Here is a 17,489-nt window from a genome sequence, read left to right as displayed (position 1 = left end):
GGCGTCAGAATTGCTTGAAAAAATTCTGGTGCGTAGGTTCTTTTCACAAGAATGAGAGCGAAAAGCTCAACGACAACAACAACGATCTATGAGGCGGACCCGGTGTCCGTCAGGGATGGAGATCAATGAAGAAAACGACAGCTTTGGCCGCGACACTCGCGGTCAGCGCCACCGGCGCATATGCAGGTGGTATGGACCGATCTGGGCAATCCATTGCGCCGCTTTTCGAAGACGGAACCTATGTTGAATTGACCTTCGGCAGCGTGAGCCCCGATGTCTCGGGCACGTTGGGAGGCGTGCTTTCGTCGGGAGATATGGCCGAAAGTTACACCCGTTTGGCGGGCGCTTATAAACGCGATCTGACCGACAACCTGTCGATGGCACTGATCATCGACGAACCGTTTGGCGCGGATGTCGATTACGGCTCTGCGGACCCGGGCTATACGTTTCTCGGCGCGACCGCAGCTGTCGACACGACGGCAGTCACCGGTATTCTGCGCTATGAGTTCGCAGAGCGCTATTCTGTCTATGGCGGTTTGCGCGTCCTGAAATCTTCCGGCGAGGTGTATCTCCCGGCCATTCCGCTCGCAGCCGCGCCCGAGTACGCGATGAGCACGTCACACGAGACGGACGTGGGCTACCTCCTCGGGGTCAGCTATGAAATTCCGGATATCGCCCTGCGCGCATCCCTGACCTACAACTCGCAAATCGACATCGACTTTGACACGACCGAGACGCTGACCGGCTTCGGCACATTTGCGGGCACGATGCCCGTCAGCATGCCCGCCTCCGTCAACTTCGACTTCCAGACCGGCATTGCAGCCGACACGTTGCTCATGTTCTCGGCGCGTTGGGCGGAGTGGACCAAAACAGATATTACGCCGCAATATTACGATAACCTCGTGTCCTACAGCGAAGATGTCTGGTCCTACAGCCTCGGCGTCGGTCGCCGGTTTAACGACAAGCTCTCCGGCTCTATTGCGATCGGTTACGAACCCGGCTCCGGCGACATCGTCGGCAACCTCGGTCCGACAGACGGCTACAAATCCGTCACGGCGGGGCTGAAATACCAGATCACCGACCAAACGGCGCTGTCCGGTGGTGTGTCTTATGTGTGGATCGGCGACGCGACGACGTCGACCATCCTCGCAGATTTTGCTGATAACACGGCGGTCGGCGTGGGCTTCAAACTGTCTCACACCTACTGAGACCATACCGATATCCAAGAGGGCCCCGGTCATGTGCCGGGGCCTTTCTCGTTCACAATCCGTGATGGTGCTTTACACAAATTCCGGTTTGTCAGGCCATAGCTGTGCACCGTATGCCAAAGAGGACCACTGACGGAGCGCATCATGGCCCCTCAAAAAACAATCTCCCCCGCCGCATGGCTCGGCCTGATCTCCATGGGATGTCTGTGGGGCGGCTCCTTTTTGTCGGTGGCAGTGCTCATCCGTGAATTGCCCGTCTTCTGGGTCGTCGCAGGGCGGTTGAGCCTCGGGGCGCTCGTCTTGTGGACCTACGTCCTGATCCGTCGCCTGCCGCTGCCGCCGATGCGCGCCTATTTCTGGCGGTTCGTTTTGGTGGGTTGCCTCACTTCCGCCGTGCCGTTCCTCCTCATCACATGGGCTCAGCATCGCATTCCCTCGGGCCTCGCGGGCATCCTCAACGCCTCCACCGCCATCTTCGGCGTGCTTTTTGCTGCTCTCTTTTTCGCGGATGAACGTCTCGGCATGCGCAAAGGGGTTGGCGTTCTTTTGGGTGTGGGCGGGATCGTCACCGTGATCGGGCCGGACGCGCTCAAGGCCTTTGACCTCACGTCGCTCAGCCAGATCGCCATGATCGGAGCAACGATTTCCTACGGACTGTCCAACGTCATGGGGCGCAAGCTCCTCTCCGGCCTCCGCTCCGAGGTCTCCGCCGCAGGCATGCTCACGGGTGGAGCTGCCTTCGCCCTTCCCGTCGCGTTTCTGACCTCTGGCCCTCCGCCCCTCGATCTGCAGCCTCAGACATGGGGGGCGTTGCTCTATCTCTCTATGGCTGCGACAGGTCTGACTTATCTGATCTACTACCGCGTCCTGAACGCCGCCGGTGCGGGCAATACCTCTCTCACCACCCTGATCGTCGCGCCAGTGTCCATCGCACTCGGGGCGGTCATCCTAGGAGAGAGCCTCCCACCGCAGGCCTACCTCGGCTTCGCCCTCATCGCATCTGGTCTCCTCGTCATCGACGGGCGGATTTTGAGACGTCTCAAGGCCCGCCAGAACGCTTAGCCCTTGCCCAAGACCGCATCTCGTGGCACCCAAGGGCGGTTCAACAGGGACAGGACACTATGACGTATACATCCGGAGCGGACTATCTGGGCTGCGAAGCGAAACGGCTTATTCTGTTTGGCATGTCGGGGCTTGGCAAAACCGTCATCTCCAACATGCTGCGTGACACGAAAGAGTGGTATCACTACTCCGTCGATTACCGGATTGGCACGCGCTATCTCGGCGAAGCCATTGACGACAATCTGAAAAAAGTTGCCATGCGCGAACCGTTCCTGCGCGAACAGTTCCTGTCGAACAGCATTTACATCAAGTCGAACATCACCTTCGACAACCTCGCCCCAGTCTCCTATTTCCTCGGCAAACCCGGCTCAAAGGCGCTTGGCGGTATCCCGATGGCGGAGTTCGAACATCGTCAGGCCCAGTTCCGTCTGGCCGAAGAAGCAGCGCTCCTCGACACCGGTCATTTCATTGAACGGGCAAAGGCGCTTTATGGCTATCCGCATTTCGTCTGCGACACGGGTGGCTCGATTTGCGAATGGGTCGATCCGAACGACCCCGAGGATGAAATTCTCTCTGCCCTCTCCAAAGACGCCCTGCTCGTCTGGCTCAAGGGCTCGGATGCCCACACAGAGGAACTGATCCGCCGCTTTGACAAGGCCCCAAAGCCGATGTCCTACCAACCGGAATTCCTGAGCGCGATCTGGGCGGAATACCTGTCCGAGAAGGGCGTGACCGAGGATGAGGTCAACCCCGACGACTTTATCCGCTATACTTACGCCCGTGCGCTCGCCCATCGTCAGCCGCGTTATGAAGCGATGGCGAAGAACTGGGGCATCACGCTTGATTATGAGGACGTGAAGAAAATCAAAGGCCCCGACGACTTCTCTGCCCTCATTGCCGCCGCGCTTGATAAACGCGCCCAAGACGCCTAAATCAGTCTCCTTCACCAAAAGGACCGCGAAAATGCCGATTACTTTGCCTGAAAACCTGCCCGCCTATGACGTTCTCTCCACCGAGGGCGTGATGGTCATGGGTGAGGGTCGTGCAAAGTCGCAGGAAATCCGCCCGATCAAAATCGCGCTTTTGAACCTGATGCCGAAGAAAATCCAGACGGAGAACCAGTTCGCCCGCCTGATCGGCGCGACGCCTCTGCAGATCGATTTCAAACTCATCCGCATGAGCGAGCATCAGACGAAAAACACGGCTGCCGAACACATGGAGCAGTTCTATCGCCCCTTCAATGAGGTCAAAGCCTCGGGTGAGAAGTTCGACGGCTTGATCATCACTGGCGCTCCAATCGAGCATCTGCCGTTCGAGGAAGTCACCTATTGGGAAGAACTCAAAGAAGTCTTCGAGTGGACCCAGACGCATGTCCATTCCACCTTCGGCGTCTGCTGGGGCGGGATGGCGATGATCAACTATTTCCACGGGGTGAAGAAACACCTGCTGACCGAAAAAGCCTTCGGACTGTTCCAGCAGGAAAACCTCGCCCCGAATTCGCCCTATCTGCGCGGGTTCTCCGACCTGTGCTATATCCCTGTGAGCCGCTGGACCGAGATGCGCCAGTCCGAAATCGACGCGGTTCCGGCGCTCGTTCCGCTGCTCGGATCGGATGAGACCGGCCCGTGTCTGGTGCAGGATCCAGAGCACCGCGCGCTCTACATCTTCAATCACTTTGAATATGACACCGGCACTTTGTTGGAGGAATATCAAAGAGATGTGGCTGCAGGCAAAGACATCATCGTGCCGGAACACTACTTCCCAAATGACAATCCGTCGCTCAAGCCGATGAACCGCTGGCGGTCTCACGCGCATCTTCTCTACGGCAACTGGATCAACGAGATTTACCAGACGACGCCGTATAAACTCGAAGAGATTGGGACCTGAGCCGCGTGTCATCCGACCGCCAGACTTCGCTCTCCCAAATGCCGCTGCGCGGTGGCCCCATGCGGGCCATGAAAACGCGCAGACGGGGTGAGTTGGTCCGAGGTGCGTCTGGTAGCGACATCCACATTGAGACGATTGGACCGGAGAGTGCTCCGCCCGTGGTGCTCATCCACGGCGCGTCTGGGTCGACCTATGACATGACCTTCCGCCTCGCGCCCGCTCTTGCGGACGCCTACCGCGTCTACGTTGTCGATCGGCCGGGTTTTGGACATAGCCCACGGATCAAGGATGAAAGCCTCACCGCGCAGGCCCGCGTGATCCGCGAGGCCATAATTGAGATTGAAACCCGTGTGCCCATTGTTCTTGGCCAGTCCTACGGCGGGGCGGTGGCGCTCGAATGGGCGTTGCAGTCCGCGCACGCAGCGGCGCTTGTCCTTGTGTCCTCTCCGTCGCATGACTGGGAAACTGGGCATCCGCTCTTGCACCGCACTCTAACCCGCCCCGTCATCGGCTGGTGGCTGGCCGAGATGATCAATGCGCTCACGCCGAACTGGATCATCGACCAGCAACTGGCCGAAGTCTTCGCCCCCGACCCCGTGCCGGAGGGCTACACGGATCATTTCCAGCCACGCAATTCCATCTCTCCACGCCGCCACCGGATGAACGCCCGCCAGCGGATTGCGCTCAAAGGGGAAATGGCCGCGATGTCGGAGCGTTACCACGCTCTTACCCTGCCGATCGAGAGCCTCCACGGCACGGCGGACACAATTGTCCCCGACACGGTGCACGCCCTGCCTTTTGATGCGAAGGTCGAGAGCAACACCCTCACCCGTCTCCATGGCACCGGCCACATGCCACACCATATCGAGACCGACGCAGTTATCGCAGCCGTGCACAGGGCCCGTGCCCGTGCGGGCCTGTGATTGCATCGGGATTTGAATGACCTATAGTGTTAAACAGATTAACACGGGGACCCGTTGCCATGAGTGATCTGCCATTTGACGGCGCGATTTCGAGCTATTTCCAAGACAGCGCCCCCGCCTCCATCCGAAAAGCGATTGAGGATGGAAAGAAAAAAGACATCCTGTCTCCGTCCTATCCCTACGACCGCTGGATGGACAAAGGCACCTATGAGGATGAACTCAAAGACCTCCAGCGCGAGCTCGTCCGCATGCTCACCGACGTGCGCGAGACCGGAAAACGGATCGTCGTTGTGTTCGAAGGCCGCGATGCGGCGGGCAAAGGCGGGACGATCAAACGCTTTCGCGAAAACCTGAACCCGCGCGCGGCCCGCGTGGTCGCCCTATCCAAACCGACGGAGCGCGAGGCAGGTCAGTGGTATTTCCAGCGCTACATCGACCACCTGCCGACACAGGGTGAAATCGTGCTCTTTGACCGGAGCTGGTATAATCGCGGCGTCGTGGAAAAGGTGTTCGGGTTTTGCACGGACGCGCAGCGCGAAAAGTTCTTTCACCAACTGCCCGAATTTGAAGACATGATCGTGTCCGAGGGTATCCAGCTCTTCAAAATCTGGCTGAACGTCGGACGTGCGGAGCAACTGCGCCGTTTCCTTGCCCGTGAGAGCGATCCGCTCAAACAGTGGAAACTGTCCTCAATTGACGTCAAAGGTCTGAGCCTGTGGGATGAATATTCTACGGCGATCAACGAGACGATGAAGCGCTCGCATTCAGAGACGGCGCCTTGGACTGTGATCCGCTCCGACGACAAATACCGCGCGCGCTTGAATGCCATTCGCTCCGTTCTGAGCCAGATCGACTACGCTGGGAAATCCGAAAAACGCCTGGGCAAGATCGACGACAAGATCGTGGACGGGCCGGAGTTCTTTTTGACCGGCGACGAGGATGAGTAACGCGATATGAGCAAGCGCGGCTATCATCATGGCAATCTCAAGCAGGCCCTCGTCGAGGCCGCTCTTGGTCTCATTGAGACAAAGGGGCCGACCGGCTTCACGCTGTCCGAGGCCGCAAAAACCGCCGGAGTGACTCCCGCCGCCGTCTATCGCCATTTCGAAGGCCGCGAGGACCTCATCGCAGAGATCGCGCGTCAGGGCTATCAGGTCTTCGCCGACCTTCTTGAATACGCCTATGAGAGCGGCCAGCCCTCTGCCCTTGCCTCTTTCGAGGCCGTGGGCCGCGCCTATCTCGCCTTTGCGCGCAAATATCCGGGGCATTACGTGGCGATGTTCGAAAGCGGGATTTCTACGCAGCGCACGCCAGAACTCAATGACGCGGCGACACGTGCGCTCGGGGTGTTGGAGCGTGCCGCAACCGATCTGTCCCAACATATCCCGCCCGAAAATCGCCCGCCGCCGCAGATGTTCTCCGCCCATATCTGGGCCATGAGCCACGGTGTCGTGGAATTGTTCGCGCGCGGAACTCCCGGCGCAAGATGCGCGTTTCCACCGGAAGATTTGTTGGAAACAGGCATCGGCATCTACCTGCGCGGGCTTGGATTGCTGCCTCAAGACGCTGAAAAGGACGCGTAAATCTCAGTGAACCGTCGCAATCTGATTATCGGGGCTCTCGCGAGCTTCTTTGACTCCATTTTGTCTGTCTTCGCAGGTCCACGCGTCGAGGTTAGGTCCTATGGACCAGCCAAGCTCGACATTTACCGCACTGACGGCGCGCGCGGGGCACTCATTTATGTGCACGGGGGCGCGTGGCGTTTCGGGAGCCGTCGCAAGGTCGATGCAAAACCGGAATGGGCAGCAGCACAGGGTCTCCATTTCATATCCATTGATTACCCGATGCTCCCCGAAACACCCGTGCCGGATCAGATCAGCGCGGTTCGGCAGGCGATTGACTGGTGCTTTGAAAACATCGCTCCGCCGGAGAACACAATTGTCATGGGCCACTCCGCAGGCGCGCATCTGGCGGCTATGGCGACGCTCACGGGCTGGGACCCGCGTCCTGCGGGCGTGATCCTCAACGACAGTGGGGCTTTGGACCTTTTAACACTGTCCCGGGCCTACAATGGCACACTGCCGAAGCCAGTGAGACAGGCCTTTCCGGATGAAGACACGTGGGAAAGGTTGTCCCCGGCCTATCGCCTTGCGGCCCCTCTCCCCGCTATTCTCGCGATCCACTCGCGGGCACGCGGGCACGCGAAGGCCATTGGGAACTTTGTCGCCCTCGCCCGCGCCGAGGGCGCGCCGATTGCGCATTTCGATGGGTCGGCTTATCGCCATAGCCCGATCAATAGACAGATCGGCACCGGAAAATTCCCGAAGCTGGATTCCGCGCTGACAGGCTTTATCCGCCGCGTCGTCTAAGGATCTATCCGAAGACCACCAACGCGCCCGGGGACCAGCTCACACGGACTCGGGAGCCAACCTCGAGCACGTCACGCCCGAAGATATTGCGCATGGAGATGCGCACCGCCTTGTCCACACCGTCAAAGCGAACGTCGTAATAGGTCATATCACCGTAGTAGACGACCTCATCAATGGTCGCCGCCGCTTCGCGATGGGTTGCCGTTTGACCTTCATATAGGAGCGTGAGGGTTTCCGGACGGAAACCGACCGTCGCAGCGCCGTCGGGGAAGCCTTCGGGGCATTGATCGTCGGCGACTTCGGTTTCACCGAGGCCGGCCACATTGACAATCTTCTTCCCATCCTCGACACGACACTCTGCCGACAGGAAGTTCATCACACCGATAAAGTCCGCTACGCGTTTTGATTTCGGACGGCGATAGAGCACCTCTGGATCGTCACATTGCGCGATCTCGCCTTCGAACATGACTGCGATGCGGTCGGACATGACCAGCGCCTCTTCCTGATCGTGGGTCACGAGAATAAAGGTGATGCCCACCTCACGCTGAAGCTTGATCAACTCCACCTGCATCTGTTCGCGCATCTTGCGATCAAGCGCGGAGAGCGGTTCATCGAGGAGCAGCACTTTGGGTTTGAGCACGAGCGCACGGGCGAGCGCCACGCGCTGACGTTGACCACCGGAGAGCGCATGGGCCGCGCGGTGGCCGTAGCCTTTGAGACCCACCATTTCGAGCGCCTGTTCAGCCGCTTTCGCTTTCTCCGCCTTACTCATCCCCGACTTGCGCAGACCAAAGGCCACGTTTTGCGCCACAGTCAGGTGCGGGAAGATTGCGTAGGACTGGAACACCATGTTCGTGGGGCGTTTGTTCGCAGGCACGCCACGCATGTCGTTTCCGGAGATCATGACATAGCCGCTGTCATAGTCTTCAAACCCTGCAATCGTCCGCAAAAGCGTGGTCTTGCCACAGCCGGACGGCCCGAGCAGAGAGAAGAACTCCCCTTCGCCAATCTCGAGATTGATCCCCCGAAGTGCATGGTAGTCTCCATAGTGCTTTTGGATGTTCTGCATGGAGATCAGTGTTTTACGGTCTTTTTTAGCGGTCGTCATATCAGAGGAAGCCCCCGGTATCATTGCCGGTGCGTTTGGCACCACGGCGGCGGAAGAATTCGGCGATCACGATGAGCAGCACGGAGAGCACGACAAGGATCGTGCCGAGCGCCATCACCGCCGGAAGAAGTTTCGGGAAACGCATCATCGAGAAGAGATAGACAGGGAGCGTCGGCTCCGCGCCCGTCAGGAAGAAGGCGATGATAAATTCGTCCATGGAAATGGTGAAGGAGATCAGAAGCGCGGAAATGATCCCCGGCATCACGAGCGGCAGTGTCACGAGACGGAAGGTCGACGCAGGCGTCTCGCCAAGGTCATAGGCCGCCTCTTCGAGCGACGGATCGAGCGAGGCAAAGGCCGATTGCAGGATCGCAATGGCGAAGGGCGTGCAGATAAGCGTATGTCCGACAATCACCGACCACGCGCCGGTGCTGAACCCCATGCGCAAGATCACGATCAGGAGCGACACCGCCACGATGATCTCCGGCAGGACGAGCGGGAGCATGATGAAGCCCATGATGCCCTTCTGCCCTGGAAAGCTATAGCGGGAGACCGCCATCGCAGCGAATATGCCCAGACTGGTCGCGAGCACTGCCGAGGTCACAGCGATCTTGAGCGAGCTGAGCAGCGCACCGTGCATTTCCGAGAGTGTCAGAAGCGTCGTGAACCACTCGGTCGTGAAACTGTCGAGCGGGAAAGCAATGACCGTCGAACTGTTGAATGCAAAGAGCGGCAGCAGGAAGATCGGTGCATAGAGGAAGATTAGGTAGAAGATCGCATAGACTTTGAGAGACTTCATTTGCGGGCTCCCTTCTGTCCGGCGGCGCGGTTGCCGATGATCACAAAGACAATCGCAATCACAGCGACAATCAGCATCGCGAGCACCGCAAGCGTCGCTCCGAGCGGCGCATTGTTAAGGCGCAGGAACTGGGTCTGGATCATGTTCGCGATCATGAGACCCCCCGGCCCGCCCACGAGACGCGGGGTCACGTAGTCACCGATGGTCGGAATAAAGACGATGAGCACCGCCGCAACGACACCAGGTGCAGCCAGTGGCAGGGTCACGCGGAGGAAGGTCATCACACGGTTTTCGCCCAAATCACGCGCGGCCTCCAACAGCGAGCGGTCAATCTTTTCGAGCGCCACAAAGATCGGCAGGATCGCAAAGGGCGCGTAGGCGTGGGCCAGTGTGATGATCACGGCGTTCACGTTGTAGAGAATGAAGGTCAGAGGTTCCTCAATCAAACCAACGGCTTTCAGGCCGGAGTTCAACACCCCGTTGTAGCCAAGGATCACTTTCCAGAGGAACACGCGGATCAGATAGGAGGTCCAGAACGGGATGGTGATCAGGAAGATCCAGAGCGATTTGTGCTCCGCTTTCACTCCGAAAGAGACGAAATAGGCAATCGGGAATGCAAGGAGCACGGTGATCAGCGTGACCAGACCGGAGACCATCAAGGACCGCAGCATCAGCTGTCGATAGAGCGGATCGGTGAGTGCCTCTTTGTAGTTCGCGAGCGTCATCGTCGTGTCGAAATCACGGACACCGTTTTGCGTCCAGAACGAGATCAACACAACGGCCGCCAGCGGCACAGCCAACATCAACAGCGCATAAATCGCCGTCGGCGAGACCAGCAACAGCCCCGTTCCCTTCTCGGTCCGGAAAAAGCGACGTAGCTTTTCCACCACTCTTATCCCCTCGTTATCTTGACATGTCTTTCGACGTCAAACTAGACAATCCGCAATTTGATCAAATTCGCAAGCGCCTTTTCGCACAAGCGATAAATCAACGCGTCCGACCCCACGCATCTGCCACATTGTTAAGCGCAATCCACGCGAAAACAGATGTGGCGTCAATCACTTCTCTGAACCGCCAACATGCGCCTCACAAAACATGGAGACAACCGCCTCCATCATCGCGGGGTGCACTGTGCTGAGGTCATCTTCAAACGCGTCCACGTCAGCGGCCCAGGTTGTGACCATCTCATAGGCGGGAAAATAGTCTACCGACCCGCGCTCCATCGCCAATTCACCGACGGCAGCACGCAGGGTCGCTTTCGCACGCGTATTTGCGGACAGGACATGCGCCCCTGACCGCGTCTCGGTGATCGGCACGGGATCAACCATGAGGATCAATCGCAAATGGGGATTGTTCGCACGAAGCATCTTGTGAATGCGCCGGAGGTCAGACGCGACCTCCTTGGCCGAAAACCTGTGATGCTTTGCGGTTGCGGGCAAGAGATCGCCCGTGGCTCCGAAACTCCGACCGGTCTCGGGGTCAATCATCCCCTCCGTTTGGCAGAGCGACAGGATCAGGGTCTCGCAGCGATGAAATTGGTCGGCCATACGAGACAGATGCGCGCGCCGCATTTCGACAGCGGCGCGGAGCGTCTCAGCGCCGTCGTGTGTCATTTCACTTCGCAAAAGATCGAAAAAACACCCGTCGCGCTCTGCGAAAAGAGCCGGATGAACCGCCTCAAGAAAGCTATCTTCGATGAGCTCTCGCATCTGCCGCGGTGTCGACAGTCTCTCGGAATAAACGACATGCCCACCCCGCTCCTGAAGCGTCTGGCCAAAAGCGCGCGCAAACTCCGACCCGAACAAGGCCACCTCTGCATCCTGCGCAAGCAGGGTCGACGGAACATACAGGTCCGGCCATGTCTCACGGTCTGTAAATACAACCCCGCTCCGCCAAAAGGCACGGTCCGGAAGGTTCTCGTAAGGATGTTTCAAAACATACAAATCCAGTAGCGGGTTTGCGTGGAGTATGATGGCGCCGCGCACGGGAAACAAGCAAGTGGCAGCAAACAGGAAAGACAAAGAAAAAGGGCCGCCCAAACAGGCGACCCTTTCGAAGATTTGGCGAACAGTTGTTCGCAGCAGCTTAACGCTTGGAGAACTGGAAGGAACGGCGAGCTTTGCGCTTACCGAATTTCTTACGTTCAACAACACGCGAGTCGCGGGTCAGGAAGCCGGCAGCTTTCAGAGCGCCGCGCAGTTCCGGGTTGTAGAGCTGCAGAGCTTTGGAGATGCCGTGTTTCACAGCACCGGCCTGACCGGAGAGACCGCCGCCTTTAACGGTAGCAACAACGTCGAATTCGCCTTCGACGCCAGCAACCTGAGCCGGCTGTTTCACGATCAGCTGAAGCACCGGACGGGCGAAGTAGACAGACATGTCTTTGCCGTTCACGGTTACTTTGCCGGAACCCGGCTTGATCCAAACGCGAGCAACAGCGTCTTTACGCTTGCCGGTTGCGTAGGAACGGCCCAGTTCGTCACGAACAGGTTCACGGGGCGCAGCGATTTCAGCAACGGCTTCGCCACCGGCGACGGCGTTCAGCTCGTCGAGGGATTTGATTTCTTCAGCCATGATTATGCGCTCCGAGTGTTTTTCTTGTTCATGGACTTAACGTCCAGAACTTCCGGGTTCTGAGCTTCGTGCGGGTGCTCTGCACCAGCGTAGACGCGCAGGTTGGTCATCTGCTTGCGGGACAGTTTACCGCCCGGCAGCATACGCTGAACGGCTTTGGTCACCACGCGCTCCGGGTAATCACCCTCGAGAAGCTGCTGCATGGTGCGGGATTTGATGCCGCCCGGGTGGCCAGTGTGCCAGTAGAAGCGCTTGTCGGTGCGTTTCTTGCCGGTCAGCTGGATTTTGTCAGCGTTGATGACGATCACGTTGTCGCCCATGTCCATGGACGGAGTGAAGGTCGCTTTGTGCTTGCCACGCAGGCGCATGGCGACGATGGAAGCAAGACGGCCAAGAACGACGCCTTCAGCGTCGATGATGATCCATTTCTTGTCCACGTCCGCGGGAGTAGCGGAAAAGGTTTTCATTTGCTTTGCCCTTTATGGGTGGAATTCGATTGGCGCTGTTCTAAGCATTTCCCGCGCACAGTCAAGCGACATAAACCTGAATTATCAAAGCAAAAACAATACGTTATAAAATAGGTATTATTTTACCCCATATATTTTCATGTTTTCGTCGCGAAAATCGCGATTTCCTCTTTGCGCTCGGTCATATTCGCGTCGCGTTTGGCTCCCTAGGCTTATCCGAAAGAACTGTCATAGGCCACCTCATGCCGCTTTTGAACCACGCGAAGGATCACCTCAAACAAATTGTCTACGGTGGCAACGACGGGATCGTCACCACCTTTGCCATCGTTGCGGGATTTGCGGGCGCAAATGCGGACGGCGCGGCGGAAATCGGAACCTTGGCGGTGCTTCTCTTTGGTTTGGCGAACCTCTTTGCCGATGCGACCTCGATGGGACTCGGGGAGTTTCTCTCCGCCCGCGCGGCGCGAAAGATGATCCAGCGCCGCAGGCGCCAATTGTCGCAAAATGCCTCAACACAAATACGCGCCCTGACGGACCACCTCAAAGAGCGTGGCCTCTCCACACTCGACGCGACAACGATGGCGTCTTTGGCCGCGAAGTCTCCCGGCTTGATGGCGGAGATGACGCTCACTCACATTGAGGGACTCGAAGATCCAGGCCAAGGCGCGCTCTGGCCCCGCGCGCTGATCACCTTCGTGAGCTTCATCCTTTTTGGCACGATCCCCATCCTGCCCTACCTCTTAGGTCTCAACGCCGATCTTCAATTCGAGGCCTCCATCGTCGCAACGGCAAGCGCCCTCGCCCTTCTGGGCGGCCTTCGCCATGTGGCGACGCGCGAGGGGTTAATCCGCGCCGTCGCAGAAACCCTTTTTATCGGCGGGCTCTGCGCGATGGTCGCATTTCTCGTCGGGGTCATCGTCTCACCCTAGCGCCCCACTGCCCGCATTTTGTGCGTTAACCAAGTCGTGATGTGCGGAATGTGAATTATTTGTATACATTTGCATACCAACTCTTCCCCACCCCCCGCAAATCGGCTAAAACGCACGAGACTCAGAGCACAAGGAAATCCCGATGACAAAGATCAAAGTGGAAAACCCGATTGTCGAAATGGACGGCGATGAGATGACCCGCATCATGTGGGATTTCATCAAGAAAAAACTCATCCTCCCCTACCTCGATATCGACCTTCTCTATTACGATCTCGGGATCGAAGCGCGGGACGAGACCGATGACCAGATCACGGTCGATGCCGCTGAAAAGACCAAAGAAATCGGCGTCGCGGTCAAATGTGCGACCATCACGCCGGACGAAGCCCGCGTTGAGGAATTCGGGCTCAAGCGCATGTATCGCTCCCCGAACGGCACCATTCGCAACATCCTCGGCGGCACGATTTTCCGCCAGCCGATCATCTGTCGCAACGTGCCGCGCCTCGTGCCGGGTTGGACCAACCCGATCGTCGTCGGCCGCCACGCCTATGGTGATCAGTATAAAGCGACGGATTTCCACTTCCCCGGCGCCGGCAAACTGACGATGAAATTCGTCGGCGAAGACGGCACCGTCATCGAGAAAGAGGTGTTCGACGCCCCCTCCGCCGGTGTCTATCAGGCGATGTATAACCTCGACGACAGCATCCGCGACTTTGCGCGTGCGTCGTTCAACTACGGTCTCTCCGTCGGCTGGCCGGTCTACCTGTCCACGAAGAACACCATCCTCAAAGCCTATGATGGCCGCTTCAAAGACCTCTTCGAGCAGATTTTCGAAGAGGAATTCGCGGATCGCTTCAAGGCCGCAGGCATCTGGTATGAGCACCGCCTGATCGACGACATGGTTGCCTGCGCGATGAAATGGTCCGGCAAATTCGTCTGGGCCTGTAAGAACTACGATGGCGACGTGCAGTCCGACACCGTGGCGCAGGGCTTCGGCTCTCTCGGCCTCATGACCTCGCAGCTCATGACGCCGGACGGAAAGATCGTGGAGGCCGAGGCCGCCCACGGCACCGTGACGCGCCACTACCGTCAGCATCAGGCCGGTGAAGCCACCTCCACCAACTCTATCGCCTCCATCTATGCCTGGACCGGTGGCCTGAAGCACCGCGCGAAGCTCGACAACAACGACCAGCTCATGCGCTTTGCCACGACACTGGAGAAGACCATCGTCGACACCGTGGAAAGCGGCTTCATGACGAAAGACCTCGCGCTTCTCGTCGGTCCGGATCAGGGCTGGCTCACTACGATGGGCTTCCTCGAGAAGATCGACGAGAACCTGAACAAAGCTTTGGCAGGATAAGATCCCCAGTCCGACCTGCCATGATGGCCGGAGCCTCGCTGCTCCGGCCTTTTTTGTTTCCGCAGTCATGCGGTAGGCCTTTGCACTTGTGCCGCATGGACCTCTAGGCACAGATTTGCGAATGTCTGCCCCGACGCGACCCACATCGGGGCGTCCGGACAAACCTCAAGGATCCATAATGCGCACTGCCCTCCCCCTCATCCCTCTTTTCCTGCTCGCGACACCGGCCTTTGCCCATCTCCCGCCCGACACACACGGCTCATTCCTTGCCGGTGCCTCTCATCCGCTCTTCGGGATGGACCACGTTCTCGCAATGCTCGCGGTCGGCGTCTGGGCCATGCAAATCGGCGGCAAGGCGATATGGGCCGTGCCCGCAGGCTTTGTCGGCGCCATGGGCCTTGGCTATATCGGCGCACGCCTCGGGATGCCTTTGCCCGCCGTGGAACCGATGATCCTCGCGTCTTCGATCTTTATTGGCCTGCTGGTGACTTTCGCTTTGAAGCCATCGCTCGCCGGCGGGGTCGCCATCGCCGCGTTCTTCGGCGTTTTCCACGGTCACGCCCACGGGGCAGAATTGGGGGCGGCCACCGTGCTCAGCTTTGGCATCGGCTTTATGCTCGTCACTGCACTCCTGCACGCGGCGGGCATTTTCCTCGCGCAGTATATGGCGCGCGCGCACCCGCTCGCTCCACGCTTCCTCGGCGCAGCGTCTACAGTGATGGGGCTGTCGCTCGCATTTGGATGAACTCCACTCTCTAAGGCGTTCTTGCGCTGGAGAATTTCCGCGCAATTTTATCTGTTACCTTCCCCTTAAATTCACGCACCCTATCTCTGACGCAGACGAAACCAGAAGGTTTTTGAGATGCGTATTCCAGTGGTCCCCACCACGACTTCACAGAGCTTAGTGCGGCAGTCCGATCTTCAGTCAGCGACGGATGAAGGGAGCGCGCAGACCGACGGAACAAGCTCTGCAGCGACGTCCCCGAAGTCCGACTCCCCTTGGCTCACCTCGGACATCCGGAACATCTTTGCGGACTATGATCTGACGGCAATTTTGCCAGAGGACGTCGATACGCTCGCCATGCGCCTCAAATCCGCACGGTTTGACGATGTTGGCTTTGTGCTTGAGCTCGAACGCTATGGCGCCGCTTACCAATCCGAGATGCAATCGATCTACGGTGGCGATGCCCCCTCACTGCAGGAACACATCGATCTCATCGCACTCACAGAACAGGAACTCTCCCTCGCGGAGCGCCACGGCCATGAGACCGAACGCCTCTCCCGCCAACTCTTCCGCCTTCAGGAAGCTCAATCGGCAACCGCTACACACAGCGTTGGATTACAGACATTTCCGGAGCCGGATCGCCTGTCCGCAGAGACGCTCGTTCTGTTTCAGGCGCAGCGGCTTTGGGTCGAGTAATCCGCTGCTTTTTCGAGCCACCACAAAAGGGTTGCCAGCTTTTTGAGCAGGCCTCCCGAATTGCGCGGCAGCGCAAACATTCCCTCTAGACAGGTCAGCAATGCTGCCATACATAGGCGATATGCCAGCACCTATGCCCCTTCCCGAGAATCCCCAGAAACACAGCCTCCTCGAGGATGTGCAGGGATTTGCGATTGCCCTCATTACGACGGCCATCGGCCTCACGATCATTGCGCAACTCGGGTTCATCACGGGACAAACGGCGGGTCTCGCGCTCGTAATCTCTTATATGACGGGATGGTCGTTTTCGTGGGTGTTCTGGATCATCAATATCCCCTTCTACGCCCTTGCCTATTTCCGGATGGGCGCCGAGTTCACGATCAAGTCCGCGATTTGCGTGACGATCCTCTCGATCCTCGTCGCCGTTATTCCGGAGTGGATGACCTTCTCACATCTCAATCCACTCTTCGGCACCGTGGCCTTCGGCATCCTCACAGGCTACGGCCTCCTCGGCACATTCCGCCACAAAGGGTCGCTCGGCGGCCTTGGTGTCGTCGCGCTCTATGCCCAAGACCGTTTCGGCATCCGCGCGGGCGTTGTGCAGCTTTGCTTTGATGCTGTGCTCTTCACTGTGGCATTCTTCCTTTTCGAACCGACCCGCGTGCTGTATTCGCTGCTCGGAGCGCTGATCCTCAACGGAGTGATCGCCTTCAACCACCGTCGCGACCGCTATATCGCCGACTGAACCAGCACACAGGAGTTCACATGCAGACCGCCTCACAGGCTTCTGAAAAGCATACCTTTTTCGAAGATGCACAAGGCTTCGTTTTCGGCACGGCAATGTGTGCCTTCGGCCTTGTCATGCTCCGCGATCTCGGCCTAGTTACCGGCCAGACCGCGGGCCTGTCACTCCTGATCTCCTACCTGATCGACAAGCCCTTTGGCTGGGTCTTCTTCTTTGTGAACCTGCCGTTCTACTGGTTCGGCTACAAACGGATGGGCGCGCGATTTGTGCTCAAGACCTTTGCCTGCGTCGCGCTGATCTCTGTCTTCGCGGAGGTGTTTCCGTATTTCGTGAGCTTCGAGACCCTCGACCCGACCTTCGGCGCGATCATGCTCGGGTTCATGACCGGCGCGGGCCTCATGGCGATTTTCCGGCACGGCGGGTCGCTCGGCGGGATCGGGATTCTGGCGCTCTACTTGCAAGACGCGACCAAATTCAAAGCCGGCTACGTGCAACTCGCCTTTGACGCCTGCCTTTTTGCCGTGGCGCTCTTCGTGCTTCCGTTGCCGCAGGTCGGCTGGTCTCTTCTCGGCGCTGTGGTCGTCAATCTCGTGATTGCGATCAACCACCGCCGCGACCGCTATATCGCGATGTAAGGACGGATG

20 protein-coding genes are annotated in these 17,489 nt (G+C 58.4%); 14 read left to right on the top strand and 6 right to left on the bottom strand.

Annotation, left to right across the window (positions count from 1 at the left end):
- Window positions 1–125 precede the first annotated feature (125 nt).
- From LA304_RS16065 to LA304_RS16030, 8 genes are all read left to right on the top strand, one after another.
- Entirely contained in the window at window positions 126–1,208 is a 1,083-nt protein-coding gene (locus LA304_RS16065) for an OmpP1/FadL family transporter (RefSeq protein WP_224504182.1), read from the top strand.
- Window positions 1,209–1,352: 144 nt separating this feature from the next.
- Window positions 1,353–2,270: a DMT family transporter gene (locus LA304_RS16060; protein WP_224504181.1), complete on the top strand. Its 918-nt coding sequence runs from the start codon at window positions 1,353–1,355 to the stop codon at window positions 2,268–2,270.
- A 59-nt stretch (window positions 2,271–2,329) separates the two neighbouring features.
- The gene (locus LA304_RS16055; protein WP_224504180.1) at window positions 2,330–3,202 is read left to right on the top strand and encodes an ATPase; all 873 of its coding nucleotides are present in this window, start codon (window positions 2,330–2,332) and stop codon (window positions 3,200–3,202) included.
- Between the two features lie 31 nt (window positions 3,203–3,233).
- Window positions 3,234–4,157, top strand: a complete 924-nt coding sequence (locus LA304_RS16050; protein ID WP_224504179.1) for a homoserine O-succinyltransferase — start codon at window positions 3,234–3,236, stop codon at window positions 4,155–4,157.
- A gap of 59 nt (window positions 4,158–4,216) precedes the next feature.
- On the top strand, window positions 4,217–5,080 hold the full coding sequence (locus LA304_RS16045) for an alpha/beta fold hydrolase (protein ID WP_224504178.1): 864 nt from the start codon (window positions 4,217–4,219) through the stop codon (window positions 5,078–5,080).
- 59 nt (window positions 5,081–5,139) lie between these two features.
- Window positions 5,140–6,027: a polyphosphate kinase 2 gene (gene ppk2 / locus LA304_RS16040; RefSeq protein ID WP_224504177.1), complete on the top strand. Its 888-nt coding sequence runs from the start codon at window positions 5,140–5,142 to the stop codon at window positions 6,025–6,027.
- 6 nt (window positions 6,028–6,033) lie between these two features.
- Window positions 6,034–6,663, top strand: coding sequence for a TetR/AcrR family transcriptional regulator (locus tag LA304_RS16035; RefSeq protein WP_224504176.1), 630 nt, complete (start codon window positions 6,034–6,036; stop codon window positions 6,661–6,663).
- Window positions 6,664–6,669: 6 nt separating this feature from the next.
- On the top strand, window positions 6,670–7,449 hold the full coding sequence (locus LA304_RS16030; protein WP_224504175.1) for an alpha/beta hydrolase: 780 nt from the start codon (window positions 6,670–6,672) through the stop codon (window positions 7,447–7,449).
- Between the two features lie 4 nt (window positions 7,450–7,453).
- Here LA304_RS16030 and LA304_RS16025 read toward each other — a convergent pair whose 3' ends face one another.
- The 6 genes from LA304_RS16025 to rplM all read right to left on the bottom strand — a co-directional run bounded on the left by LA304_RS16025 (window position 7,454) and on the right by rplM (window position 12,394).
- Window positions 7,454–8,557: an ABC transporter ATP-binding protein gene (locus tag LA304_RS16025; RefSeq protein ID WP_224504174.1), complete on the bottom strand. Its 1,104-nt coding sequence runs from the start codon at window positions 8,555–8,557 to the stop codon at window positions 7,454–7,456.
- A gap of 1 nt (window position 8,558) precedes the next feature.
- Entirely contained in the window at window positions 8,559–9,356 is a 798-nt protein-coding gene (locus LA304_RS16020; RefSeq protein ID WP_224504173.1) for an ABC transporter permease, read from the bottom strand.
- Complete coding sequence (locus LA304_RS16015) at window positions 9,353–10,243, bottom strand: ABC transporter permease (protein WP_396022200.1); 891 nt, start codon at window positions 10,241–10,243, stop codon at window positions 9,353–9,355. The genes LA304_RS16020 and LA304_RS16015 overlap by 4 nt, the downstream gene beginning before the upstream one ends.
- A gap of 171 nt (window positions 10,244–10,414) precedes the next feature.
- Entirely contained in the window at window positions 10,415–11,290 is an 876-nt protein-coding gene (locus LA304_RS16010) for a GSCFA domain-containing protein (protein WP_224504172.1), read from the bottom strand.
- A 151-nt stretch (window positions 11,291–11,441) separates the two neighbouring features.
- On the bottom strand, window positions 11,442–11,927 hold the full coding sequence (gene rpsI, locus LA304_RS16005; protein WP_224504171.1) for a 30S ribosomal protein S9: 486 nt from the start codon (window positions 11,925–11,927) through the stop codon (window positions 11,442–11,444).
- A gap of 2 nt (window positions 11,928–11,929) precedes the next feature.
- Window positions 11,930–12,394: a 50S ribosomal protein L13 gene (gene rplM, locus LA304_RS16000; RefSeq protein WP_224504170.1), complete on the bottom strand. Its 465-nt coding sequence runs from the start codon at window positions 12,392–12,394 to the stop codon at window positions 11,930–11,932.
- 242 nt (window positions 12,395–12,636) lie between these two features.
- Between rplM and LA304_RS15995 the strand changes: the two genes are divergently transcribed.
- The 6 genes from LA304_RS15995 to LA304_RS15970 all read left to right on the top strand — a co-directional run bounded on the left by LA304_RS15995 (window position 12,637) and on the right by LA304_RS15970 (window position 17,480).
- On the top strand, window positions 12,637–13,323 hold the full coding sequence (locus LA304_RS15995) for a VIT1/CCC1 transporter family protein (RefSeq protein WP_224504169.1): 687 nt from the start codon (window positions 12,637–12,639) through the stop codon (window positions 13,321–13,323).
- Between the two features lie 142 nt (window positions 13,324–13,465).
- Window positions 13,466–14,680, top strand: coding sequence for an NADP-dependent isocitrate dehydrogenase (locus LA304_RS15990; protein WP_224504168.1), 1,215 nt, complete (start codon window positions 13,466–13,468; stop codon window positions 14,678–14,680).
- 178 nt (window positions 14,681–14,858) lie between these two features.
- The gene (locus LA304_RS15985; protein WP_224504167.1) at window positions 14,859–15,425 is read left to right on the top strand and encodes a HupE/UreJ family protein; all 567 of its coding nucleotides are present in this window, start codon (window positions 14,859–14,861) and stop codon (window positions 15,423–15,425) included.
- A 117-nt stretch (window positions 15,426–15,542) separates the two neighbouring features.
- On the top strand, window positions 15,543–16,100 hold the full coding sequence (locus LA304_RS15980; protein WP_224504166.1) for a hypothetical protein: 558 nt from the start codon (window positions 15,543–15,545) through the stop codon (window positions 16,098–16,100).
- A gap of 133 nt (window positions 16,101–16,233) precedes the next feature.
- The gene (locus LA304_RS15975; protein WP_396022199.1) at window positions 16,234–16,845 is read left to right on the top strand and encodes a YitT family protein; all 612 of its coding nucleotides are present in this window, start codon (window positions 16,234–16,236) and stop codon (window positions 16,843–16,845) included.
- A 20-nt stretch (window positions 16,846–16,865) separates the two neighbouring features.
- On the top strand, window positions 16,866–17,480 hold the full coding sequence (locus LA304_RS15970) for a YitT family protein (RefSeq protein WP_224504164.1): 615 nt from the start codon (window positions 16,866–16,868) through the stop codon (window positions 17,478–17,480).
- Window positions 17,481–17,489: the final 9 nt, after the last annotated feature.

It is taken from the genome of Celeribacter litoreus (assembly GCF_020165855.1).
Classification (GTDB): Bacteria; Pseudomonadota; Alphaproteobacteria; order Rhodobacterales; family Rhodobacteraceae; genus Celeribacter; species Celeribacter litoreus.
This window is presented reverse-complemented; position numbering and strand designations above follow the sequence as displayed.